This window comes from Megamonas sp. Calf98-2 (assembly GCF_900110235.1).
Taxonomy (GTDB): domain Bacteria; phylum Bacillota; class Negativicutes; order Selenomonadales; family Selenomonadaceae; genus Megamonas; species Megamonas funiformis.
The window spans coordinates 1-24030 of record NZ_FOCY01000036.1 but is presented as its reverse complement, the minus strand read 5'-3'; the positions used below and the strand labels follow the sequence as shown (position 1 = coordinate 24030).

Here is a 24030-nt window from a genome sequence, read left to right as displayed (position 1 = left end):
AGCACCCCTTTCGAAGTGTTGTCCCCATCTTGAAGGTAGATTGCTTACGCGTTACTCACCCGTTCGCCACTTGGTGTTTACCGAAATAAACACCCCGTTCGACTTGCATGTGTTAAGCACGCCGCCAGCGTTCGTCCTGAGCCAGGATCAAACTCTCCAAAAAAATTATTTTTCGAAGAACCGATTGGCTCTTTAATTATCTGTTTAAAAAGAATTTATTAGGTAATCTGCTATACAGCAGATACCGCACATTCGTTTATGTTAGAAAACATATTGTGCATTGTTTAGTTTTCAAAGAACATTTCCTGCTGGCTTTAAAAGTCAGCTTGTATATCTTAACTCAAGAAGTTTATCTTGTCAAGAACTTTTTTAATTTATTTTTTGTTTTTAACAATTTTCTTCTTTTGAGTTGCCCTCTCGTTGAGTGCTTAATTATTATATCTACTATAAATCACTTTGTCAACATCTTTTTTGTGATTTTTTTACATTTTTTAATAAATATTTTATAAATCACTTATAAAATGTATCAAAATCCTTTATTTTTCAATAAAAATAGAGATAGCATACTAAATAAATAACATGCCATCTCGTATTGATATCTATTAACTTTACAGATTTTATTAAACTGTTGTAATACCTTGCTGACTAGCTTGCTCATGAAGTTTCGCAATTCTATCTTCAGTCAATGGATGTGTACTAAATAGATTTGCTATAGATTTTCCTTTGCCGGCTAAAGGATTAATAATAAACATATGAGAAGTTTCTGGTTTCGCATTTGGTATTTCTCCATATTTAGCATAATGCTCTATTTTTTCCAAGGCATTTGCTAAATAAAGCGGATTTCCACAAATACGGCCACCTTCAGCATCTGCATCATATTCTCGTGTACGGGAAATAGCCATCTGAATTACTGCAGCAGCAATAGGAGCTATAATAGCTGTTGCCATCAATACTAATGGATTAGAACCTTCTTCATCATCATTATTGCTACCAAAAATAGCTGCAAATTGAGCAATATTCGCTATCATAGAAATTACACCTGCAATAGAAGCTGCTATTGTTCCAATCAATGTATCACGATGTTTTACATGGGCAAGCTCATGGCTGATAACCCCTGCTAATTCTTCATAAGTAAGAGCTCGCATAATTCCTGTTGTTACAGCTACAGCTGCATGTTCTGGATTTCTACCTGTAGCAAAAGCATTTGGCTCATCAGCTTCAATAATAGCTACTCTTGGCATAGGAAGTTGTGCTCTTTCTGCTAATCTTTCTACTAAATCATATAGATTAGGTGCTTCTTCGCGTGTTATCACTCTAGCATTATATGCTCTTAAACACATAGTATCGCTATTCCAATAAGTATAGAAATTCAATCCTAAAGAGATAACAAACATAACCACAGCGCCTGTGCTGCCGCCAATTGCACCACCAATAGCAATCAATATACCTGTTAACGCCGCCATCAATAACGTCGTTTTTAACATATTCATAAATAATTTCCTCCTAAAGTTCTGTTAACAATTACAACTTTTATGATTTTTAAACCAACCAAAACTCAATATCATTAATACCAATACAACTTTAATAATCAAACTCCATTCCACTAAGTAAACACCAATAACTCTATCCATTACCATCATTTCAGCAGCAGTATAAGCTAAAATACCGCCACCTACATAAACAAGACCTGGTAATTTTTTCATTATCATTAAAAATAATTGCGCACCACATAATACGATTGGCAAGCTAATCATCAAACCACAGATAATTAAACTCCATTTTCCTTCTGGAACCATATTAGCTACGCCTGCTAAAGATAATACATTATCTAAACTCATGATAAAATCTGCAATAATAATAGTTCTTACTGCAGCCATCAAAGTAGTCGGCTGTTTATCACCGGCTTTGTCATCACCATGGTCAGTCAACAATTTAACTGCTATATATAGTAGAAGAATTCCTCCTATAAATTGTAAGTATGGTAAACCTAACAATTCTGTAGCAAATAAAGTTAATAATACTCTAATTATTACAGCTCCCATACAACCAATTATCATGGCTTTCAATTTCTGTTTATCAGGAAGTCTTTTACATGCCATAGCTATTAAAATAGCATTATCACCACTTAAAATTAAATCCAATAACAAAATACTTCCTAGAGCTGCAAACCATGCCGCAGAAAACATGCCTTCCACTTATTCATCGCTTCTTTCTAAATTAATTTGTATCATATTGATGATATAAAAAAAGACCCTGCTTCCTAAAACATCAGCCTAGGAAACAAGGTCTTGCTTACATGTTAAATGTCGATTGTACCGGAGATAAACTCGTATTGACGATATCAATCGTTCAGCTACTCCCCTTGCGAGTAAGTAATCATTACTAATAATATAGCATATTCAATATTTACCTGCAAGATATGATTTATCACTTTATAATTTAAATCAATTTTCTACTAATTTATTAGCAACTGCTTTTTCTTCTTTATCCATTTTTCCAGCTAAATAATTTGCTGCTAAAGAACCAGAAATATTATGCCATACACTAAAGATTGCTCCTGGTATAGCTGCTACAGCACCAAAGTGCATCATAGCAAGAGATGTTGCAAGCCCTGAATTTTGCATACCTACTTCAATAGAAATTGCTTTTGATTTAGCCATATCCATTTTTAAAGCTTTAGCAATAGCAAAACCTAAAGCGTAACCTAACATATTGTGCAAAATAACTACAGCCATGATGAGTAAGCCAGTTTCCATTATTTTTTGTGCACTAACAGATACTACGCCACCTACGATTAAAACGATAGCAATTACGGAAATAAGAGGTAATAATTTTATAGCCTTGCGTACAAAATCACCAAAGAATTTATTGATGATAATACCTAAAGCAATAGGTACTACTACTACTTGAATAATAGAAATCATCATTGCTTGTAAAGAAATATCAATCCATGCACCAGCGAGCCACCAACTGAGAATAGGTGTAACAATTGGCGCCAAAATTGTAGTTGTCATTGTCATAGATACGGATAATGCTACATCACCACGTGCCAAGTAAGTCATAACATTTGAAGATGTTCCACCTGGGCAAGTACCTACCAAAATTACACCGACTGCAAGTTCTGGTGGTAATTGAAATAATGTTGCTAAAACCCAAGCAAGTGCTGGCATAATAGTAAATTGAGCAAGTGCCCCAATAAATACATCTTTAGGACGTTTAAATACTAATTTAAAATCTTCAAAACGCAAAGTCATACCCATACCAAACATGACAATGCCCAATAAATATGTAACATATTTCGCCGACCAGGTAAAAGTCCATGGCATAAACAAAGCAATTGCAGCCACGATAATAACAAAAGCCGCCATATATTTCGATATAAAATTACTGATTGCTTCTAACGTCTTCATCTTAATCCCTCCATAAAAACTATAAGTCCACCATAAAAACCATATTATAAATGCATTTAAAATATGTAAAATAAAGTTTCATCTTATAAAATAAGATATTTAAGTATATATAATGTTTACACATTTACAAGTATTAGCTTATATAATACTCCAAAAATTAACTTCTGTCAAATAAAAAAGGTATTTAATGTCTATAAAAAGTCCATTAAATACCTTGAAATCTATTTATATTATGCTTATTTAACAAAAACTACATAATCTTCTTTACGAGGAGCAGGTTTTGGTAAATCAACTGCTGAATATCCTAATACACAATGTCCAACACCGATATAATCACCTTCAATACCCCATTGTTTCAATAATGCTTTACCTTCTTCTGTAGCAAATTCTTCTTTTGCTCTATTAATCCAGCAAGAAGCCACTCCTAAGCTATGAGCTGCAAGCATTAAATTGCCCATAACAAGTGAACCATCTTGAATAGCTGTAGTTCTTGTTGCATCAGCTAAAACTAAAATCACTGTAGGTGCTCCATAAAATGGGTCAGATGTTACTCCCATAATATCAGCATTCCATTTAGATAATTTTGCAATTACTTCAGGATTTTGAATAACTACCATTTTCGGAGATTGCAATCCTTTACCTGTAGCTGCATATTTACCCGCTTCTAATATAGCTTGTAACTCTTCATCTTTTATTTGTTCAGCTTTAAATTTACGACAAGAACGTCTTTCAATCATAGCTTTTATAACTTCATTAGTCATTATATAACCTCCTTAAAATGTCTATATTATTCTAATTCCACAATTTTTATTTGAAATCCTTTAAATAATCTTATTCTCTTTTTTCATGAAAATAATCAAAAACTTGCTTTATCATCACAAGTGCTATAATTACAGCTATAAATCTAACAAATTCTTCCATGAGTTGAGGTACATTTAAAATATGAAATACTGCTCCTATAACTAACAACAAACACAAAATTAAAAATTTTACCATCAAAGATTTTCTCAATTTTTTTTCACTTCTCTACTTTAATTAATATATATTTCAATAAAAAAGCTATCTGTCAAATTAACAGATAGCTTTTTATCAACACCGATTATAAAATTATTCAGCTTTAGTTCTATACATCTTTATTTCTTCAGGATTATTTTTCAATGTCCAAATACCACAAGGACAAACACCTGCACAAATGCCACAGCCGATACATTTATTAGCATCAGATACATATTCAAAGCTACCATCTAAATGTTGAATACGTGTAATTGCTTTTTCAGGACAAGATTGCATACAAGTTTCACAATCACGGCAAGTACCACAGCTGATACAACGATTTACATCATCTGCTGGTTCGCCAAGATTGCAATGATGACATTTATCAAAATAAGCTTTAGCTAAAGTATCTTTATTTACTTGCTGTTTTTCAGGGAAAGCTTCTACTTCTTTATTCATCACATAAGCATCTGCATAATAAGCTGCTTTTTGACCTGAACCGATAGCATCAGTTAAACGACCAGGTTTGATTACGTCCCCTGCTACAAATACTCCATCTAAAATAGAATTGTCTTTATTTGGTACAACCCAATCACGGAATTTTTTAATGCTATCATTTTGTGGTAAATAATCAAGAATAGGTGCTTCACCGATTGATACCATAACCATATCACCTGGAATGAAACGACCTTTATCATCATAGATACCTTCGTCAGTGATTTTTGTTGTCATAAATGGCCAAACTAATTTACCGCCACGGCTTTCAATATATTCAATTTCTTCATCAAAAGCTGCTGGTTTTTGTACGTCAATACAAGTAACAGTTTCTGCCCCCATATCATAAGCACCACGAGCTGTATCCATGCCGGCATTACCGCAACCAATAACGATTACATGTTTACCAACTTTTGGATTATCACCGCGATTTACAGCTTTTAAGAATTGAAGACCCATGACGAGTTTTTCTTTACCTTCCCAGTTAAAGAAACGAGATTTATGACCACCTGTTGCTACAACAACAGCATCTGCATCATTTTTAATTTGAGCAAATTTATCAGCATCAACTTTGCATTCTGGTACAAATTTAACGCCCATATCTTCAATGCGTTTAAGTTCAGACTGTAATAATTCATGAGATAAACGAGCACGAGGAATAACTTGTTCAAGTTTACCGCCCATATGTTTATCATCATCATAAACAGTTACATCATGACCTTTGCGAGCAAGTTGCCATGCAGCGGATAAACCAGCTACCCCACCACCGATAACGGCGATTTTTTTGCCAGTTTTAACTTTTGGTGCATCAACTTTTGTAAAAGCTGATAAATAGCCAAGTTGACCGATTTGTACAGCTTCATCAATGCCACCACGAGTACAACCTTCCATACAAGGATTAGGGCAAACACTACCACAGACAGAACCTGGGAATGGTGTATATTCTAATACAAGTTTAATTGCGTCTTCTAATTTACCTTGACGAATTAAGTTATAACGTTTTTGAGTTGGTATATTTGATGGACAACTAAATTCACAAGGAGCTGCAAATTTTGCATTTTCCCAATAAGGAACTCTTTGACGATATGTTCCTGTTACAACTGTAGGATTTACAGCAAAATCATCTACAGCAACATCACTGAACATACCACCTTTTATCCATTCATTTTGACGGAAGGATTTTATATCTGGTTGTTTATCAGCAATAGCTTGTTTTTCTGCAAAAGTTAATGGTTCAAGTTTATGCCATTGTTGCCAATCAGATAATTCACTGCGAAGTTCTGTTCTACCGATGGATTCCAAGAATTCATCCATATTATTATCTAAGAATGCAATATCTTCATCTGTTAAATCTTTCAAGCGAATATCTGCTGGATAACCATCTATTTTTCCACGGAAATATACTGTACCGCCTACCATACCTACACATGGACGTTCGCCGAGTACACTTGCAAATTCTTCACTATCTACACCGCAGACAACAGCTTTACCGCCACCCATGAATTCAAAGGAGAATGAACCTACATTTTTTAATACCCATAATTGTGGTTCTTCATAAAGTGGATCATGTTTCATAAGTGAACCAGAACGAGTACCCGCTCTACCACCGATATAAATTTTACCGCCAGCAGAACAATGACCAGCTGTATCACCAGCATCACCGCGAACAGTGATTTTACCACCAGCATTAAGCCAGCCAACATCAGCAGAAGATGATTCATCTACTACGATTTCTGTATTATCAAGACACATACAACCAACACGTTGACCTGCGTTAGTTACATGGAAAAATAATTTTTTTCCTTCTGGATGCCATAATGGACCACCAATATCATGTTGACCAGAAGCGTGTATTTCAAATTCTGTTTCTCCTTGAGCTACAGCTTGACCAATAGCAAGGAGTAAATCTTGTGTGGACATACGTTCATGTCCAACTAAAGTATCTATAGTAAACATCTTAAAAATCCTCCTCACTAATTAGCATACATATTGAATGCCAAGTTTTTCAGCAATAGCTTTATCTGTAGAAACAAGAGCATCACTTCTACCAATTGGAAGAGATGAGTTACCAATTGGAGCCATGAGTTTTCTAAGTTCTTGGTCAAAAGCTAAGACATAATCAACGATTTTTTGTGCGCCTTTATCAATATCAAGACGTTTAACAAGGCGAGGGTCTTGTGTACAAATACCAGTTGGACATTTACCAGTATTACAGGAATTACAACGACCATGTTCATTACCAACACAGCCTAAAAGTTGAATTAAGATTTTACCACAGAATACCCCATTTGCACCAAGGCACATCATTTTGAAAGCATCAGCTGCTGCATTACCAGTAAGACCGATACCACCACCACCATAAAGTGGAATTTGACCTTGAAGACCTTGTTTAACAGCTGCTAAATAGCAATCACGAATTTTGGAAACAACTGGATGACCTGTATGGTCTAAGGAAATTTCATTTGCAGCACCAGTACCACCTTGAATACCATCAATGAAGAAACCGCCACAAATTTTATAAGGGTCACGAAGTAAATTATTATATACAGATACAGAAGTAGCTGAAGCAGCACATTTAATAGCTACAGGAACTCTGAAACCAAAAGCAGCGTTCATGGATAAATGCATTTTCTGTACAGATTCTTCAATGGAATACAAACCTTGATGGTTTGGTGGAGAAGAAAGTGTAGCTTTTGGTACACCACGAATTGCCTGAACATGTTCTGCTACTTTAGCTGCAGGAAGCAAACCACCATCACCAGGTTTTGCCCCTTGACCAATTTTAATGAGAACGCCTGCTGGGTCTACTTTCATTTTAGGAAGAGCTTTTACAATACGGTTCCAACCAAAGTGACCAGAAGCAATCTGTAAAATCATATATTTTAAATAATCCGATTCCAAAAGTTTAATTGGCATACCGCCTTCACCAGAACTCATGCGAATTGGAATATTGCATTTTTCATTCAAATAAGCACAAGCAAGAGCAACAGCTTCCCATGCTCTTGTAGACAAAGCACCAATGGACATATCAGAGAAAATAAGTGGATAAATCCAATTTACTGGTGGTGCTTTATGTTCCATGACTAATTTGCCATTTTCCATTTTTAAAGGCAAATCTTTTGCTGGTAATACTCTACCAAATGGAGAACGTATATCAAAAGTATGACGCTGAGAGTCAAGTGCAGGGTCAGTCATCTGACTGATACGACCTACAATAATGCTATCTAATGTTCTTTGTGCATTTAAATTTGTACGTCCACCACGTTTAATAGGGCCATGGTCACGAGAAAGCAATGTTTTTCTTGTATCAGCATTTCTCACTGGACGAATAGCACCATTTGGACAAACTTTTTCACACATACCACAACCAACACAAGCATTTGCAAGTGTTTTTACCTGTTTTATAACAGGAATTGCTTTATGTGTATGTTTTGGATCTGGAAATAATCCATCAGAAGTAGTTTTATCTATGCGAATTACATCTGCTTTAATTGCTTGAAAAGTACAAGTTGCTAAACAGCTACCGCACATAGTGCAACGGTCCATATCATATTCAATTTTCCAATTAAGGTCGTTTGTACTTATATCTTGCGTTTTTACTGTTTCCATCTTTGAACCTCCAAGTCATTGTTAATTACTACAACTTCACGTTCATTAGGATAAATATCTTTGCTCATATCTCTATTTGGCAATATTTCATTAATACCACAAACTTCTGAAGCAATAGCTACCATATTTTCATCGCCACCTACAACAACTGGGCGAAGTTTTTTAGAATCACAGCATGTCATCATTCTGCCATCTGGTAAATTAGCAATAACTGTATTTGGTCCATTTATTTCTAAATTAGCTAAAGATTGACGAATAGCTGTTAATACTTCTTTATCTTCACGTTTATCAATTTCTTCAAATGGAAGAGGTGTAATTACATGTTTAAAATATTCAATAGGCCATTTTAATTCATGTAAAACATAATGAAGTGTATATAAGAAATTTTGAGAGTCTGATTCAAAACCTATATATCCACGATGTAAAGATTTTTGGAACTCTTTATTTTTAGTAAAGAATGTATTTTCACCATTAGCGCAAAGAGTATATCCTTGTAAAAAGAATGGATGTGCTGCATAACGTACAATGTCATAATTTGTATTTTGACGACATTGAGCAACAATATTTTTAGCAAGTAAACAGCCATTTTCATTCCAAAGATGGAAATATGTAGCAATATCAGCAGGGTCACCAATTTCTTTTAAAGTAAGTACATCTGGCCAAAATGAATATACAAAACCATTACCTGATTCTTCTAATATTTTACGAAGAGCTAAACGTGTATCTAATAACAATTCGCCTTTTTCTTCTTCAGATTTATCTTTATAATATTCAGGATAATCATAATTACGGAATATATAATATGGCATAGCTTGAATATCTAAGCCTGGTTGTTTATCAGGGACGGGAATCCATTCAGCCAACTGAATAAAATTGTGGCTGTCCATATATTCTTCAACCATTTCTGCACCGCGTTGAGTACAAGCTAAAGAAAGTAACGGCTTATCTTTATAATCGGAAAAAATACCATATAAATCCTTCATAACCATAGCAAATCCAGAGTTATCATGACCTTCTTGTTGAGGTATCATTAATTTTAAAGCTTTTGCCGGACTAACAGGAACTTTACTTTTTATAGAACCTATTCTACACACAATAACCGCCTCCAATAAATTATTTAAAACACATCAAAATAAATACATTCGTATTTTTATAATGTACCTTTATAATAAAGTGCAATATACATTATAAAAACTTGTTACTACGATGTCAATATATTTATACAATAAATAAATCTTATCTTTTACACAAAACCCTTATATTTAAAAGCTATTTAAAATAGTTGTAATATTCTGTTTTGTATATTTAAAAATTATTATGCAGAAAATGAAGATTTACATATTAACAAAGTATAATAAAATAGCATATTTTTAGGCTTCTTTTACTTTACTGCATAAAATTGTATTGTATAGTTTTACTGTATACAAAATAAAAAAGGCAGAAAATATCTGCCTTTTATTTTAAAAACTCATTTATTAAATTTTCTAATCTATATTTCAATATACTTATCTCGTCGCTATGTTCATCTAAAAAGCCCTGTGTAGAATTTTTTAGATCAGTTATATTTTCTTTTAGGTCTTTATCTTGTGCTATATCTTCTTCTAATCCACCAAGAATTTTCTTTGCCTTATCTACTTTTGCTTCAAAAGTCTCTACCTTTTCACTTACTTGAGTGTCAAAATTATTTTCATCTGTTTTATCATCTAATTTTAATTCTTGTCTCACTTCAGTTTTTACTATTTCTTCATCATCTCTATCAATAGGCATATTCCAAGAAAAAGCCAAATAAAATCCCAGTATAGCTACAATTACAAAACTAGCGACTATGAGAATTTTTCTTACAACATTTTTTACAGTCTGTGCAACATTTTTAGTTTTTTGAGAAATAGTCAACTTTGTTTTCGTTTCAGGAGCTATATCTTCTATTTTAATCTTATTATTTTTTTCAACCGTAGTTTTTGGCGTATTTTCTACTTTAGTTTCATAATTAAATCTAGCTTGCTCTAATTGCTCCATTTCTTCTTCAGTTAAAAATCTTGTAGGTTCATCATTTCTAGATATCCCTACTTTATTAAATGATTCTTTATTATCCAACAAAATTCACCTTTCCATTTTAAAACCAATATTTATGCATCTTGTTTTTGCATCGCTAAATGTTCTTTTTCTAGTGCATGACAAACACGCGCTATACTCCAAAAGCGATTAAAAGTCGTAACAACTGCTTTGCAAATAGGCACTTGCAGATTTTTTTCTCGCATTGCTTTTAAGACATTATCTAATCTAGGTTTAGTAAAATTATGAAACATCATTAATTCATATTCAAAATTTAACACTTCTTCATTTGTTGGCTGTACTTTGTTAAATCCCTTTAAACCAAATAAATAACCAATTTTTTGATAATGTTCTTCTTTATCTACAGTAATAACTTTTATTTTCATCGCTTCTAATAAAGTTTTTATTTCCATTAAGCGTAATTCATCTGTAAAATTATATAATAAAATCATTTCTTGAATATTTTTTTTCATACTAAAATCACCTCTTCCCAATTATAAATTATCTATATAATTTAAACAAGAATAGAGTTTTATGAAAAAAGCTCCCAATAGAAATATTTACATATATCTATCAGGAGCTTTATTTTTTATTTTATTTGTCCTTCAATTCGTTTAGTCAACAAATTAGCTTCATATTCCATAGTTTTAGCTTTTTTCAAATTATCTGTAGCTTCTCTTAATGTTTTTATATCTTTATTATCTAACCATTTAGCATAATCTTGATAATAAGCTATTTTACTTTCACATGCTTTTAAACGTAAATTATGCAATGTTTCTGCTGATTTTGGCACTTCTACAGATTGTAATGCTTCTTGTAACTCTTTCAATTGAGGTAATATTTTATTTTCAATATCGTTTTTCAAATCAGTTCTAGTTTGACTACTACCCAATGTTCCTAAATTCAATGCTGCATTTAGATTTGCTTCATTTTCTGTTAAAATCTTTTCTTTATCAATGATAATAAGCGCTGTTTGACTCAAATAATCTTTTATAAATTCTTTTCTGCCATCTTCTAGAGCTTTGATAAAATCAGAAAAATTGTCTACACTAACAACTTTCCAATAACCATCTGCTTGTTCTTCTAATGACACTTTAAATACAAATGGCTGATTAATTTCACTTTGAGTTACTTTTATACCAGCTTCAGCTGTACCATTATCTTCATTTGTATTGATATAATCAATTCCTTCAAAAGTTAAATCAGTCAATCCAGATTGTTCTAATATCATATCTGAATTTATCATGGCACCTTGAGCATCTGCTGTTGTTTTTCCAGATTGCCAACTACCTGTTTTTACATAGTTATTTAAACCTTCTTGTAAGCTAGCAACTATTGGTGCTTTAAACATTGTAGCTAGACTATTCATTGCTACTTTTGCTTCTTCTGGCAAATTAGTTTGCGATGCAATTATACCATCTAGCATATTATTAGTTACACCTGCTACAACATTATCAACATTTACATACTTATTAAATTCATCTACGTCATGATTTTGTATTGATTCTTGTATAGCTTTTAGCGTATATTCGGGTGTCTTTACATAAAAATTAAAATATGCCAAGCCTCCACCTATAACAACAAGTACTAATAATATTGCTGCTGCAAAAATCTTTAATTTAGTACGCATTGATAATACCATAGTTTTTCCTCCAATTATAATTTAATTAATAATTCCCATAATATATTATATCTTCAATATCAATTATGGCACCTATTCACATCTTATGCAATACTTTATCTATAGATATTATCTAAAATATAGTATTAATAGATTGACACTATGGCTCAAGTAACATATTATTATCTAAGAACTTAATTTATACTTGGATAGAGGTGTGCTTCGTGATAGGTATTGTAATCGTATCTCATAGTTCTTTAATTGCAGATGGAACTAAAGAGCTAGCTCTCCAAATGGCAGACCCTGCATTGAAAATCATGGCCGCAGGAGGCACATCAGATGGAAAACTTGGCACCGATATGAAAAAAATAAAATCTGCCATCGAAAAAGTAAATGGAGCTGATGGAGTTCTTATACTTACTGATTTAGGAAGTTCTGTATTAACAACTGAAATGGTTATTGATATGATGGATGAAGATGATAAAGATATCAGTAAAATTCAAATAGCTAATGCGCCTTTAGTTGAAGGAGCTGTTATTGCTGCTGTTGAAGCTTCATTCAATAGTGATATATTCAGTATAAAAAAGACTGTTGAAGACATCATCATAAAAAAGGTTCCATTATAAAAAAAGCTGTACATATAATATGTACAGCTTTTTTTCTTTATCATTTATAATTCTGTTTTATTGCGAACTAATTCTGCACGGTGAGCTTTTATCTGTTTTAATTTAAAAATCACCATCGGTATTATCATCATTGGAATACCTGCATATAAAGTAGAACGTAAATCATCAGTAAAGGCAATTACAATAAGACAAAATACTTGTACCCAAATTCCAAATAAAGTTACATAAGGGAAAAATGGAGTTTTGTATTTTAATTCAGATACTCTATTTTCTGCCATCATTTTTTTGCGGAAATTATATTGACTCCAGCAAATAGAAATCCAAGCCATAGCACCAGTAAATCCAGAAACAGCTAATAAATAAGTATATGCTGTTTCACTTGTATCTAAAGTATATAATAAAATTATAATCCAGCAAGCACAAATAGATACAATAATTGAATTTTGAGGCATACCATTATGATTTAATTTACCTAAAAATTTAGGTGCCATATTATGTCTAGAAAGTCCATGTAATGCTCTGCCCGCACCATATAGACCTGAATTAGAGCAAGAAATTGCTGCTGTAAGAATAACAAAAGCAAACATATATCCAAGCCAGTCAAATCCATAACGATGAAGTGCTGCTGCAAATACACTTTCTGTCAAAGTTGCTTCGTCCCATGGCAATATTGATATCAATAAAGTAATTGGTATTATATATAAAGCAATAATTCTCCAAGTAACATTGCGAACTGCTATAGGAATACTTTTTGCTGGGTCTTTACATTCTCCGGCAGCTAAGCCAATTATTTCTGAACCTTGGAAATTAACTAAGATAATTACCATTGTCATGATAATTGCCCAATATCCATGAGGAGCAAAACCGCCACTAGCTAATAAAATTTTTGTTCCAATAGGTTCGCCAGTTTCACCAGCCCAGCCCATACAAATAGCAAAAGCAATAATACTGAAAACTACTAATGCGACTATTTTTATAATTGATAACCAAAATTCACTTTCACCAAACTTGCCTACACTGAATAGGTTTATAAAGGTAACAACTAGACCAAACGATACAGCCCACCATAACTGACTGACCTCAGGTACAAATTGATTCATGATAATCCCCGCTGCAATCATCTCTGCAGGTACATAAACAATCCAATTCAACCAATATGCCCAACCGACACCACATGCCCATGTAGGCGATATATGGTCATTTGCATACGTGACAAAAGAACTAGACACAGGCTGAGCTACCGCTAATTCAGCCAAACATAGCATAACGCATAATACTACTATTCCGCCCAATAAATAAGCTAAAATAGAAGCAGGTCCTGCTTGTTCTAATACATAACCAGTACCTAAAAAATAACAGCTCCCAATAATTCCCCCAAGGGAAATAAGCTGTATATGTCTGTTTTTCAGACCCCTATTCATTATAGGTTTGTTGTTCATCTCCTTAATAACACAACCTTTCTTAATATTATTTATATACTCTAAAGTATATTTATTTTTATTACAAAAATAATACTATAAAATTCATCATTTTACCATACAAAAAGAAAAAAACTTATAAAAATTTTCATGCTATTTATATTATAATTATTTTGAGGTGAAATTATGCTTGAATATAAAACAATCGAAGGCGAATACTTTACTGAATGGGAAATCAATAAATCCAGATTTTTAACTTATATTAAACATGTAGAAACAGAAATAGAAGCTCAAGAATTTATTTCGTCCATAAAGAAAAAACATTTTGATGCTCGCCACAACTGTTCTGCTTATATCATTGGCGAACGCAGTGAAATCCAAAAATCAAGCGATGATGGCGAACCTAGTGGCACTGCTGGCGCTCCTATGCTTGAAGTCCTCAAAAAAAATGAATTAAGTGATATTGTCGTTGTCGTTACTAGATATTTTGGTGGTATAAAATTAGGTGCTGGCGGTTTAATTCGTGCCTATGGAAAATCTGTAACCCTGGGACTTGATGTTTCCACTATTGTAAAAAAATCCATCTTTAATTGCTATAAACTAGATTTAAATTATGATTTGCTAGGCAGTTTTGAAAATTATCTCCACCAAAAAGAAATCCGCATACAAAATAAAGATTATAGTGATATCGTAAGCTTTACTTTATTATTAGCCCAAAATGACAGCGAAAATATCCTAAAAGACATCACTAATTTATCTGCCGGTCGCATAAAAATAGAAGAATTAGAACCTGTTTACTTAAATATTCCCTTAAATGCAAAATAAAAAAATCCTTAGTAGTTAGATTTAGCTACTAAGGATTTTTTATTAAATTTATTTATTAGCTTTGCGGAATTTTTCCATAAAGTCAACAAGAGCCTGGCAACCTTCCATTGGCATTGCATTATAAATAGATGTACGCATACCACCAACAGAACGATGACCTTTTACGCCACCTAAACCATGTTCTAAAGCTTCTTTAGCAAATTTAGCTTCTAATTCTTCGCTTGGTAAGCGGAAAGTAACGTTCATGAAAGAACGGCTATCTTTATCTGCATGACCAACATAGAAACCATCACTATTATCGATAGCATCATAAACTAATTTAGCTTTAGCTGCATTTTTCTTCGCCATAGCTTCTAAACCGCCATTTGCTTTTATCCATGATACTACTTTACCTACCATGTAAATACCAAATGCAGGAGGTGTATTATATAAGGAATTTTTCTTTAAATAAGTATCATAACGAAGCATTGTTGGCACTTCTTTTGGAGAATTTTCAAGGAAAGATTTGCGAGCAACGACTACAACAACACCAGCAGGGCCAAGATTTTTTTGTGCACCTGCATAAATTAAACTGAATTTAGAAAAATCAAGTGGACGAGATAACATATCAGAAGACATATCCGCGATTAAAGGCACATCGCCAGTTTCTGGAATGTAATGATATTCTGTACCATAAATTGTATTATTGTAGCATAAATGAAGATATGCTGCATTGTCGCTTAATTTAATTTCATCTTGAGTTGGAATATGTTTAAAATCTCTATCTTTGCTAGAAGCTGCTACAAAGCCACGATTTAAAAGTTTTGCTTCATCATAAGCTTTAGTTGCAAAACTACCAGATAATACATAGTTACCCACTTTGCCATCAACAGCAAAATTCTGTGGAATCATAGTAAATTGCATACTTGCTCCACCTTGGCAAAATAATACTTCATAATCATCACCAAGACCCATAAGCTCTTTTATATCTGCTTTTGCTTGATTATGTACTTGTTCATATTGTTTAGAACGATGACTGATTTCTATAATTGACATTCCACTTTTAGCAAAATTTAAAAATTCAGCTTGAGCTTCTTGTAATACTTCTAAAGGTTGCATAGCAGGACCAGGATTAAAATTGTAAATACGATTTTCCATCGAATAAGCCTCCTAAAAATAAAAATATAAGTTCTCCTTATTGAACTTATATTTTAATAATACTTTTACCATCTTACAATATTATATTTTAAATAAACATTTTGTAAAAAATATGATATTATTTTAAAATATCTATGATAATATGTCAATTTTACTGCTACAAAAGTATTTTAGTCAAGTAATAATATTCTATTTTATTGCTAATTTGTAAATCAAGCTTATAAGTTTTAATACTTAACCATATTTCTACATCATTTCATAAATATGATATAATATTTATTAATCACTTTATTTTTATACGTGCAATGATTAATTATTTAAAAGGAAGGTATATAGATGCGCACTAGCGAAGAAACTAAAGACATTACGCTTTTAGGTCAAAAAAATGTAAAATACGAATTTAATTATCGTCCAGATGTATTAGAAACATTTGATAATAAACACCCTGACCATGATTACTGGGTAAAATTTAATTGCCCAGAGTTCACTACACTTTGCCCTATCACAGGTCAACCAGATTTTGGTACAATTTATATCTCTTATATTCCTGATGAAAAAATGGTGGAAAGTAAATCCTTAAAATTATATTTATTCAGCTTCAGAAATAATGGCGATTTTCATGAAGATGTAGTAAATATCATCATGAAAGATTTAATTAAACTTATGAACCCTAAATATATTGAAGTATGGGGAAAATTCTTACCTCGTGGCGGTATCTCCATTGACCCATATACAAATTATGGTCGCCCTGATACAAAATATGAACAATTAGCTCAAACTCGTTTTGTAAATCATGATTTATATCGCTTAGATAAAGTAGATAATCGTTAATTAAAAATAAATTCCATAAGATGAATTTTAATCAAACTAAAAGGAAATGATTATATGCTTCAAGTTTATACAGGCAATGGCAAGGGTAAAACTACAGCAGCCATCGGTCTTGCTATTCGCAGTTTAGGTGCTGATAAAAAAGTTTATTTTTGCCAATTTATGAAAACTTTAGCTTATAGTGAACAAGCTATTTTACAAAAATTCGCCCCACAATTGAAATTGACAACTAGTGGCAAACCTTATTTTATTGCTAAAGAAGGTATGTTGACTGATGAAGAAATCAAAAAATGGGGAGATATGCTCCAAGTTTATCCCGAAGGTAAACCACCTAAAGATTATGTAAAATTAGTTAATGACAGTTTAAAAAATTTACTTGAAGAAATAAATAATACTCACTACGATTTAATTATTCTTGATGAAATCAATGTCGCTATGTATTATGACTTAATCACTAAAGAAACTTTAGAATTTGTTTTAAATCAAATACCTTCAGATATTGAAATAGTTTGTACTGGTCGATATGCTCCTCAGTGGCTATGTGAACGTGCAGATTTAGTCACTGATATGCAAGAAGTAAAACACTATTATCAACAAGGACTCCAAGGTCGCAAAGGTATTGAAAACTAATTTTATTAATCTTCTACAATATGCTAAGAAATTTTATTTTTTTTAACTTCTTAGCATATTTAAATTAAACATTTCTCAAGAGGTGCTTTATAATCTATGAAAATATGTATTGAAAATAAAGACCGCCATGGATTAGTCTATGATATATCAAAAATCTTACTTAAATACAATGTAAATATAATCTCTATGGAAGTTATTAAAAATACTACATATTTAGAAACAGAAGCTTTATCTTATAAAACAGAACAGAAAATATTATCTGAGCTTCATGAATTATCTGGTATTGTTCAAATAAAATCCATTATGTTAATGCCTCATAATGAAAAATACCAACAAATGGATATTGTTTTCAACACCATTAATGAGGGTATTATCATCACCGATAAAAACGGAAATATCATCTACATCAACAAAGTTGCTGTAAAAATTCTAAAAATTCCCAATGATGATATTTTAGGGCAAAATATTTCCAAAGCATTACCTTTTTGTAAATTATTATTAAAAACATTGCAAACTGGAAAAAAATATCTTCATCATGAAGTTTATGCTGAAGAATATGATAATCACTATATGGTCAGTAGTCAACCACTATTAGATGAAAATAATAATTTATATGGTGGTGTTGCTGTCATTCGTGATATGGAAACTGTTCGTCAAATATATCAAAAAATCACAGGACAGCCTTCTATTAGTTTTAAAGATATTATTCACCAAAGTGATATTATGGAAAAATTAATTTTGTCGGCTCAACATTATGCTAGCAGTAATTCTACTATTCTCATACGTGGGGAAACTGGCTCAGGGAAAGAATTATTTGCTAGAGCAATCCATAACGCTTCACCACGCCATGATAATATCTTTCTCGCTATCAACTGCACAGCTATACCTGATACTCTACTTGAAAGTGAATTATTTGGCTATGAAGAAGGTACATTCACTGGAGCTAATAAAGGTGGTAAATTAGGTCTTTTTGAATTAGCTAGTGGTGGCACTTTATTTCTTGATGAAATAGGCGATATTTCCTCCACTCTCCAAGCAAAATTATTGCGTGTACTTCAAGAACATAGAGTTCGTCGTATCGGCGGTAACCGCGAAATTCCTATTAATGTTCGCATTATTTCAGCTACAAATTGTAATCTCGAACAAATGGTCAAAGATGGATTATTCCGCCAAGATTTATATTATCGCTTAAATGTAATACCATTATACCTACCGCCACTTAGAGAACGCAGAGAAGATATTCGTTTACTAGCAAATTATCTTTTCCAATCCACAGTAAATAATATTAATACAAGTATAAAATCCATTTCTCAAGAAGCTTTTGAAAAGCTCAACAATTACGATTATCCGGGAAATGTCCGCGAATTAAGTAATATCATTGAACGTGCTATAAATGTAGCTAGAGGACCAGAGATTACTGCTGATGACATTATATTATTTAACCAAATGCCCACAACCAATAATGGCAGTAATTTAAATAATTACTCTACCTTAAATTTAAATGAAGCTCTTCGTTCCACTGAAAAGAATATTATTAAAGAAGCAATGAGAAAATTTAATTCTTCACGTAAATTAGGTGCTGCACTTGGTTTATCTCATACAAGTATAATTCGCAAAATGAAAGAATATAATTTAAATTTTGATAAAAATAATTAATAAAAAAGTCTTACTCATTTGAGCTACACCTCTAAAAGTTGTTTCTATGTTTCTAGGTCCAACTTTTAGAGGTGTAGCTCACTTTGGTAAGACCTTTTATTAAATCAATTTCCAGATTCTAATTTAGAATGTTTATAGCTATAACCAAAATAAACAATACAACCAATTACACACCAAACTACAAAACGAATCCAAGTATGAATTGGTAAGTTATACATCAAATAACCACAACAAATCATAGCCATTGGAGATACAAAATAAATAGCTGGACATTTAAACCCACGAGGAACTTCTGGACGAGTTATTCTCAAATAAAGTACGCCAAAGCCGGCAATAAAGAATGCGGATAATGTACCAATATTTGCCATTTCAGCGATTAAATGAATAGGTGCAAAACCAGCGATAATAGATACTAAAATACAACCACCAATAGTTACTAAATAAGGAGTTCTGTATAATTTATGAATTTTACAGATACCTGCTGGAATCATACCATCACGAGATAACGCAAAGAAAATACGTGCTTGACCATATAAAAGTACAAGTAATACAGTAGTAATACCACAAATCGCACCTACTGCAACAATAGCAGAACCAATTGGATAACCGATTACACGAAGTGCATATGCTACTGGTTCTGGTGTATTTAAATCAGAATAAGGAACAATACCTGTTAATACAAGTGCTACGAAGAAGTACAATACAGCACAAACACCCAATGAGCCTAAAATACCAATTGGTAAATCACGGTCTGGATTTTTAGCTTCTTCAGCTGATGTTGCTACAGCATCAAATCCGATATAAGCAAAGAATACAATAGCTGCCCCAGCGGATATACCTTGTGCTCCATATGGTAAAAATGGCTCCCAATTCATTGGATCAACATTAGGAACTGCTAATATAAAGAAAAGTGCAATAACTGCTAATTTTACAAATACTAAAATGCGGTTAACCATTACTGTTTCTTTTGTTCCTCGTACTAATAAAATACATAAAAACATAGTTATCACAATAGCAGGTACATTAATAATACCGCCTTCTTCTGGAACCTTTGTAAATGCAACTGGTAATTCAATACCACCAGAAGCCAACAATCCTACCACATAACCTGACCAACCAGCAGCAACAGTACTGCAAGTAACTGTATATTCTAGAATTAAATTCCAACCTACAATAAAGGCTAAGAATTCACCTAATGAAGCATATGTATATGCATATGCACTACCTGCAACGGGAACCATTGACGCATATTCGGCATAAGCAAGACCTGCAAATGCACAAGCTATGGAAGCTAATACAAATGATAAGGAAATACCAGGGCCTGCATACAATGCAGCACCAATACCTGTTAAAACGAAAATACCTGTACCAATTACACTACCAATACCTAAGAATACTAAGTCAAATGCGCTTAGATTTCTAGTAAGACCGGACTTTTGTGCCATTGAACGTAAAGCACCTATATCTTTCTTACGGAACAAATCCATAAAAAACACTCCTTTTTCTACAACACGAAAACATCACTTACTTTCTCTTTTTTTCAAAAATAAAGGCCTGGTAAAACCAGGCCTTAGCTTTTTATTTTAAGATTTCGTGAATATCATAATAAGGTAAATTCAAACCTTCTGCTACGCCTTTAAATGTTACTTTACCATCTATAGTATTAATACCTTGCATTAAACCAGGATCGTCAAGGCAAGCTTGTTTATATCCTTTATTAGCAATTGCTAAAGCATAAGGCAAAGTAGCGTTTGTCAATGCCAAAGTAGAAGTTCTAGATACTGCACCTGGAATATTTGCTACAGAGTAATGAGTTACACCATGTTTAACAAATGTTGGATTGTCATGAGTTGTGCAATGATCACAAGTTTCAACTGCGCCACCTTGGTCAATTGCAACATCGACAACAACTGAACCTTTTTTCATTGTTTTAATCATATCTTCAGTTACTAAAATAGGAGTTTTTGCACCTGGAATAAGTACAGAACTAATTAATAAATCAGCTCTTGCTACCCATTTAGCAATATTGTAACTATTAGACATTTCTGTGACTACACGGCCATGGAAAATATCATCAAGATAACGAAGTCTATCGATAGAAAGGTCGATAATAGTAACTCTAGCACCTAAACCAACTGCCATTTTTGCAGCATTTGTACCAACGATACCGCCACCAACGATTACTACTTGACCTGGGCAAACACCACTAACGCCACCTAATAATACTCCGCGTCCACCATATTGACTTTCAAGGAACTGAGCACCTAATTGAACAGACATACGACCAGCAATTTCACTCATTGGGGAAAGAAGTGGTAAGCTACGACCATCTCTGCCTCTAACTGTTTCATATGCAATACCAACAACTTTATGACGTAATAAAGCAGCTGTAAGTTCAGGTTCTGGAGCTAGATGTAAATAAGTATAGAGAATTTGACCTTCATGGAATAAATCATATTCAGCAGGTAATGGTTCTTTTACTTTAACAATCATATCAGCTCTATCAAAGAGTTCTTTTGTATTTTCAACAATTTCAGCACCAGTAGCGATATAAGCTTCATCTGGGAAACCACTGCCAACACCAGCAGATTTTTCTACTAATACAGTGTGTCCTGCACGTATTAAAGCTTCACTTCCCGCAGGTGTTAAGCCAACACGGTTTTCATTGTTTTTAATCTCTTTAATAACACTAATAATCATAATATAAACCCTCCTTCAGGTCGAAAAAATTTATTATAAGACTATGTATAATCATTTCTGATTTACACTTTATATATAATGCAAATCCCGTGCCAAAATCAAATATAAAAATTTTATATTGATAAATAAGCATTTTTTATCATCACTATTATTTTTGTAATATTTTTGTTACAAAAACTGTAATAATATTATTACATCTGTAAAATTTTTATTACACTTTATAAAAAAATAAGAGATTAAAGTGTAAATTCTTTAATCTCCTATGGATAATCTCCTATTTATTTAACAAAGAATGTTTATAACTATATACAAAATAAATAATAATGCCTACAATACACCAAACAATAAATCTAATCCATGTAAGTGCTGGCAAATTATACATCAAATAACCGCAACTAAGCATAGCCATTGGCCCAACAATGTAAATTGCTGGACATTTAAAACCTCTTTTTATCTCAGGTCGTGTAATACGCAAATACAATACCCCAAAACCAGCTATAAAAAATGCTGATAAAGTACCTATATTTGCCATTTCCGCAATTACATTAATTGGTACAAATCCAGCAATCAAAGAAACTAAAATACAACCACCAATGGTTACTAAATATGGTGTATGATATTTCTTATGCACTCTACAAATTCCCTTTGGAATCATACCATCACGAGACAAAGCGAAAAATACACGTGCTTGACCATATAATAAAACAAGTAATACTGTAGTAATACCACAAATAGCACCTACTGCAACAATAGCTGAACCAAAAGGATAACCAATGACACGAAGAGCATAAGCTACAGGTTCTGCATTATTTAATTGAGTATAAGGCACTATTCCAGTCAATACCATTGCCACAATAAAATATAATAAAGTACAAACTGCAAGTGAACCTAAGATACCGATAGGCACATCTCGAGAAGGATTTTTTGCTTCTTCTGCTGATGTTGCTACAGCATCAAAACCAATATAGGCAAAAAATACAATTGCAGCGCCAGAGGCAATACCTTGATAACCAAAAGGCAAAAAAGGATCCCAATTTCTAACATCAATATTAGGAATAGCTAAGCATAAGAAAATAAAAATAACTGCTATTTTTACAAAAACCAAAATGCGATTTATAAAAATACTTTCTTTTGTACCTCTAACCAACAAAATACATAAAAACATAGTAATAAAAACTGCAGGAAGATTTATAATTCCACCTTCTGCTGGAACTTTTAAAAAATCTATAGATAAATTTAATCCACCTGATGTCAACAAGCCCACTACATAACCAGACCAACCAGCTGCAACTGTACTACATGTTACTGTATATTCTAAAATTAAATTCCAACCTACTAAAAACGCCATAAATTCACCTAATGAAGCGTATGTATAAGCATATGCACTTCCAGATACTGGTACCATTGAGGAATATTCCGCGTAAGCCAAACCAGCAAAAGCACAAGCAACCGAGGCCAATATAAAGGAAATGGCAATTCCAGGGCCTGCATATAAAGCTGCACCTACTCCGGTTAATACAAAAATACCTGTTCCAATAACACTACCAATGCCTAAAAAAACTAAATCAAACGCAGTTAAATTGCGTACAAATCCAGATTTTTCAGCATCTTGTGCTAAATGTGCAATGTCTTTTTTTCGAAATAAATTCATAACATTCACCTCATTATTAAATTGTATTTTGATAAAGAAAAAAGCACTGAGATATTTCAGTGCTTTTTTCTTAACTGGCAACTTCCTATCCTCCCAGCACGTCTCCATGCAAGTACTTTCGGCCTCTAAATGCTTAACTACTGTGTTCGGTATGGGTACAGGTGGAACCATTTAGGCATCGTCACCAGATATTCTCTTTTTTCTTTTTTGAAAGATATTAATCTTTCAAAACCACTCAGAAGATTACTTTGCTCCAAGTCATTTCTTTTTTTAAGTTAAGCTCTCGACTTATTAGTACCAGTACGCTACATTCATTACTGAACTTCTACTCCTGGCCTATCAACCTCGTCATCTTCAAGGTGTCTTTCAAGCTTTCGCT

The 24030-nt window shown here is 32.8% G+C and carries 21 protein-coding genes and 3 rRNA genes; 5 read left to right on the top strand and 19 right to left on the bottom strand.

The annotated features are described in order from the left end of the window. The 12 genes from BMX03_RS09820 to BMX03_RS09770 form a co-directional block, all read right to left on the bottom strand. A 16S ribosomal RNA gene (locus BMX03_RS09820) occupies positions 1 to 163 on the bottom strand; the annotation flags it as partial. A 457-nt stretch (positions 164 to 620) separates the two neighbouring features. Beyond that, positions 621 to 1490, bottom strand: a complete 870-nt coding sequence (htpX, locus tag BMX03_RS09815; RefSeq protein WP_018999856.1) for a zinc metalloprotease HtpX — start codon at positions 1488 to 1490, stop codon at positions 621 to 623. A 24-nt stretch (positions 1491 to 1514) separates the two neighbouring features. Beyond that, positions 1515 to 2186 (bottom strand): YjbE family putative metal transport protein, encoded by a 672-nt coding sequence (locus tag BMX03_RS09810; protein WP_018999857.1) that lies wholly within the window; start codon positions 2184 to 2186, stop codon positions 1515 to 1517. 258 nt (positions 2187 to 2444) lie between these two features. Beyond that, on the bottom strand, positions 2445 to 3410 hold the full coding sequence (locus BMX03_RS09805) for a bile acid:sodium symporter family protein (protein WP_008540251.1): 966 nt from the start codon (positions 3408 to 3410) through the stop codon (positions 2445 to 2447). A gap of 236 nt (positions 3411 to 3646) precedes the next feature. Continuing rightward, entirely contained in the window at positions 3647 to 4171 is a 525-nt protein-coding gene (locus BMX03_RS09800) for a nitroreductase family protein (RefSeq protein ID WP_091695136.1), read from the bottom strand. Positions 4172 to 4241: 70 nt separating this feature from the next. After that, positions 4242 to 4406 carry a hypothetical protein gene (locus tag BMX03_RS11180; protein ID WP_177159380.1) on the bottom strand — a complete coding sequence of 55 codons (165 nt, stop codon included), beginning with the start codon at positions 4404 to 4406 and terminating at the stop codon, positions 4242 to 4244. Between the two features lie 111 nt (positions 4407 to 4517). Beyond that, the gene (locus BMX03_RS09795) at positions 4518 to 6854 is read right to left on the bottom strand and encodes an FAD-dependent oxidoreductase (protein WP_091695133.1); all 2337 of its coding nucleotides are present in this window, start codon (positions 6852 to 6854) and stop codon (positions 4518 to 4520) included. Between the two features lie 21 nt (positions 6855 to 6875). Further along, positions 6876 to 8507 (bottom strand): glutamate synthase-related protein, encoded by a 1632-nt coding sequence (locus tag BMX03_RS09790; RefSeq protein ID WP_008540245.1) that lies wholly within the window; start codon positions 8505 to 8507, stop codon positions 6876 to 6878. Next, entirely contained in the window at positions 8495 to 9601 is a 1107-nt protein-coding gene (locus BMX03_RS09785; protein ID WP_018999862.1) for a class II glutamine amidotransferase domain-containing protein, read from the bottom strand. Before BMX03_RS09785 ends, BMX03_RS09790 begins: the two co-directional genes overlap by 13 nt. Positions 9602 to 9962: 361 nt before the next feature. Continuing rightward, positions 9963 to 10601: a hypothetical protein gene (locus tag BMX03_RS09780; RefSeq protein WP_255361476.1), complete on the bottom strand. Its 639-nt coding sequence runs from the start codon at positions 10599 to 10601 to the stop codon at positions 9963 to 9965. Positions 10602 to 10633: 32 nt separating this feature from the next. Next, on the bottom strand, positions 10634 to 11032 hold the full coding sequence (locus tag BMX03_RS09775) for a DUF3783 domain-containing protein (RefSeq protein ID WP_018999864.1): 399 nt from the start codon (positions 11030 to 11032) through the stop codon (positions 10634 to 10636). Between the two features lie 116 nt (positions 11033 to 11148). Next, positions 11149 to 12201: a DUF2939 domain-containing protein gene (locus BMX03_RS09770; protein ID WP_015563433.1), complete on the bottom strand. Its 1053-nt coding sequence runs from the start codon at positions 12199 to 12201 to the stop codon at positions 11149 to 11151. A gap of 203 nt (positions 12202 to 12404) precedes the next feature. Here BMX03_RS09770 and dhaM point away from each other — a divergent pair, with 203 nt between their 5' ends. Then, positions 12405 to 12806: a dihydroxyacetone kinase phosphoryl donor subunit DhaM gene (dhaM, locus tag BMX03_RS09765; protein WP_018999866.1), complete on the top strand. Its 402-nt coding sequence runs from the start codon at positions 12405 to 12407 to the stop codon at positions 12804 to 12806. Positions 12807 to 12850: 44 nt separating this feature from the next. On the opposite strand, the gene BMX03_RS09760 is transcribed toward dhaM, so the two are convergent. Next, positions 12851 to 14227, bottom strand: a complete 1377-nt coding sequence (locus BMX03_RS09760) for an amino acid permease (protein WP_015563432.1) — start codon at positions 14225 to 14227, stop codon at positions 12851 to 12853. Between the two features lie 183 nt (positions 14228 to 14410). Here BMX03_RS09760 and BMX03_RS09755 point away from each other — a divergent pair, with 183 nt between their 5' ends. Next, positions 14411 to 15049, top strand: a complete 639-nt coding sequence (locus BMX03_RS09755) for a YigZ family protein (protein ID WP_008540238.1) — start codon at positions 14411 to 14413, stop codon at positions 15047 to 15049. A gap of 48 nt (positions 15050 to 15097) precedes the next feature. On the opposite strand, the gene serC is transcribed toward BMX03_RS09755, so the two are convergent. Next, positions 15098 to 16186, bottom strand: coding sequence for a 3-phosphoserine/phosphohydroxythreonine transaminase (gene serC, locus BMX03_RS09750; protein ID WP_015563431.1), 1089 nt, complete (start codon positions 16184 to 16186; stop codon positions 15098 to 15100). A 336-nt stretch (positions 16187 to 16522) separates the two neighbouring features. Here serC and queF point away from each other — a divergent pair, with 336 nt between their 5' ends. The 3 genes from queF (at position 16523) to BMX03_RS09735 (ending at position 19300) form a co-directional block, all read left to right on the top strand. Further along, a complete protein-coding gene (queF, locus tag BMX03_RS09745) occupies positions 16523 to 17017 on the top strand; it encodes a preQ(1) synthase (protein WP_015563430.1) in 495 nt (164 codons plus the stop codon). 54 nt (positions 17018 to 17071) lie between these two features. Then, complete coding sequence (locus tag BMX03_RS09740; protein ID WP_015563429.1) at positions 17072 to 17644, top strand: cob(I)yrinic acid a,c-diamide adenosyltransferase; 573 nt, start codon at positions 17072 to 17074, stop codon at positions 17642 to 17644. A gap of 96 nt (positions 17645 to 17740) precedes the next feature. Then, a complete protein-coding gene (locus BMX03_RS09735; RefSeq protein ID WP_091695127.1) occupies positions 17741 to 19300 on the top strand; it encodes a sigma 54-interacting transcriptional regulator in 1560 nt (519 codons plus the stop codon). Positions 19301 to 19404: 104 nt separating this feature from the next. Here BMX03_RS09735 and BMX03_RS09730 read toward each other — a convergent pair whose 3' ends face one another. The 5 genes from BMX03_RS09730 to BMX03_RS09710 form a co-directional block, all read right to left on the bottom strand. After that, a complete protein-coding gene (locus BMX03_RS09730; RefSeq protein ID WP_015563426.1) occupies positions 19405 to 20787 on the bottom strand; it encodes an amino acid permease in 1383 nt (460 codons plus the stop codon). Positions 20788 to 20878: 91 nt separating this feature from the next. Beyond that, positions 20879 to 22000 (bottom strand): alanine dehydrogenase, encoded by a 1122-nt coding sequence (gene ald, locus BMX03_RS09725; protein ID WP_015563425.1) that lies wholly within the window; start codon positions 21998 to 22000, stop codon positions 20879 to 20881. Positions 22001 to 22274: 274 nt separating this feature from the next. Further along, positions 22275 to 23651, bottom strand: a complete 1377-nt coding sequence (locus BMX03_RS09720; protein ID WP_008540230.1) for an amino acid permease — start codon at positions 23649 to 23651, stop codon at positions 22275 to 22277. Positions 23652 to 23723: 72 nt separating this feature from the next. Next, positions 23724 to 23840 (bottom strand): 5S ribosomal RNA (gene rrf / locus BMX03_RS09715). Positions 23841 to 23922: 82 nt separating this feature from the next. After that, positions 23923 to 24030 (bottom strand): 23S ribosomal RNA (locus BMX03_RS09710); the annotation flags it as partial.

What these genes read in the sequence shown, in the direction of transcription:
- BMX03_RS11180 (WP_177159380.1), bottom strand. Translation starts at nt 4,406, where the DNA reads ATGGTAAAATTTTTAATTTTGTGTTTGTTGTTAGTTATAGGAGCAGTA.
- BMX03_RS09735 (WP_091695127.1), top strand. Translation starts at nt 17,741, where the DNA reads ATGAAAATATGTATTGAAAATAAAGACCGCCATGGATTAGTCTATGAT.
- BMX03_RS09790 (WP_008540245.1), bottom strand. Translation starts at nt 8,507, where the DNA reads ATGGAAACAGTAAAAACGCAAGATATAAGTACAAACGACCTTAATTGG.
- BMX03_RS09775 (WP_018999864.1), bottom strand. Translation starts at nt 11,032, where the DNA reads ATGAAAAAAAATATTCAAGAAATGATTTTATTATATAATTTTACAGAT.
- BMX03_RS09810 (WP_018999857.1), bottom strand. Translation starts at nt 2,186, where the DNA reads ATGTTTTCTGCGGCATGGTTTGCAGCTCTAGGAAGTATTTTGTTATTG.
- BMX03_RS09805 (WP_008540251.1), bottom strand. Translation starts at nt 3,410, where the DNA reads ATGAAGACGTTAGAAGCAATCAGTAATTTTATATCGAAATATATGGCG.
- BMX03_RS09755 (WP_008540238.1), top strand. Translation starts at nt 14,411, where the DNA reads ATGCTTGAATATAAAACAATCGAAGGCGAATACTTTACTGAATGGGAA.
- BMX03_RS09720 (WP_008540230.1), bottom strand. Translation starts at nt 23,651, where the DNA reads ATGAATTTATTTCGAAAAAAAGACATTGCACATTTAGCACAAGATGCT.
- BMX03_RS09800 (WP_091695136.1), bottom strand. Translation starts at nt 4,171, where the DNA reads ATGACTAATGAAGTTATAAAAGCTATGATTGAAAGACGTTCTTGTCGT.
- htpX (WP_018999856.1), bottom strand. Translation starts at nt 1,490, where the DNA reads ATGAATATGTTAAAAACGACGTTATTGATGGCGGCGTTAACAGGTATA.
- BMX03_RS09795 (WP_091695133.1), bottom strand. Translation starts at nt 6,854, where the DNA reads ATGTTTACTATAGATACTTTAGTTGGACATGAACGTATGTCCACACAA.
- BMX03_RS09730 (WP_015563426.1), bottom strand. Translation starts at nt 20,787, where the DNA reads ATGGATTTGTTCCGTAAGAAAGATATAGGTGCTTTACGTTCAATGGCA.
- BMX03_RS09770 (WP_015563433.1), bottom strand. Translation starts at nt 12,201, where the DNA reads ATGGTATTATCAATGCGTACTAAATTAAAGATTTTTGCAGCAGCAATA.
- serC (WP_015563431.1), bottom strand. Translation starts at nt 16,186, where the DNA reads ATGGAAAATCGTATTTACAATTTTAATCCTGGTCCTGCTATGCAACCT.
- BMX03_RS09760 (WP_015563432.1), bottom strand. Translation starts at nt 14,227, where the DNA reads ATGAATAGGGGTCTGAAAAACAGACATATACAGCTTATTTCCCTTGGG.
- ald (WP_015563425.1), bottom strand. Translation starts at nt 22,000, where the DNA reads ATGATTATTAGTGTTATTAAAGAGATTAAAAACAATGAAAACCGTGTT.
- queF (WP_015563430.1), top strand. Translation starts at nt 16,523, where the DNA reads ATGCGCACTAGCGAAGAAACTAAAGACATTACGCTTTTAGGTCAAAAA.
- BMX03_RS09740 (WP_015563429.1), top strand. Translation starts at nt 17,072, where the DNA reads ATGCTTCAAGTTTATACAGGCAATGGCAAGGGTAAAACTACAGCAGCC.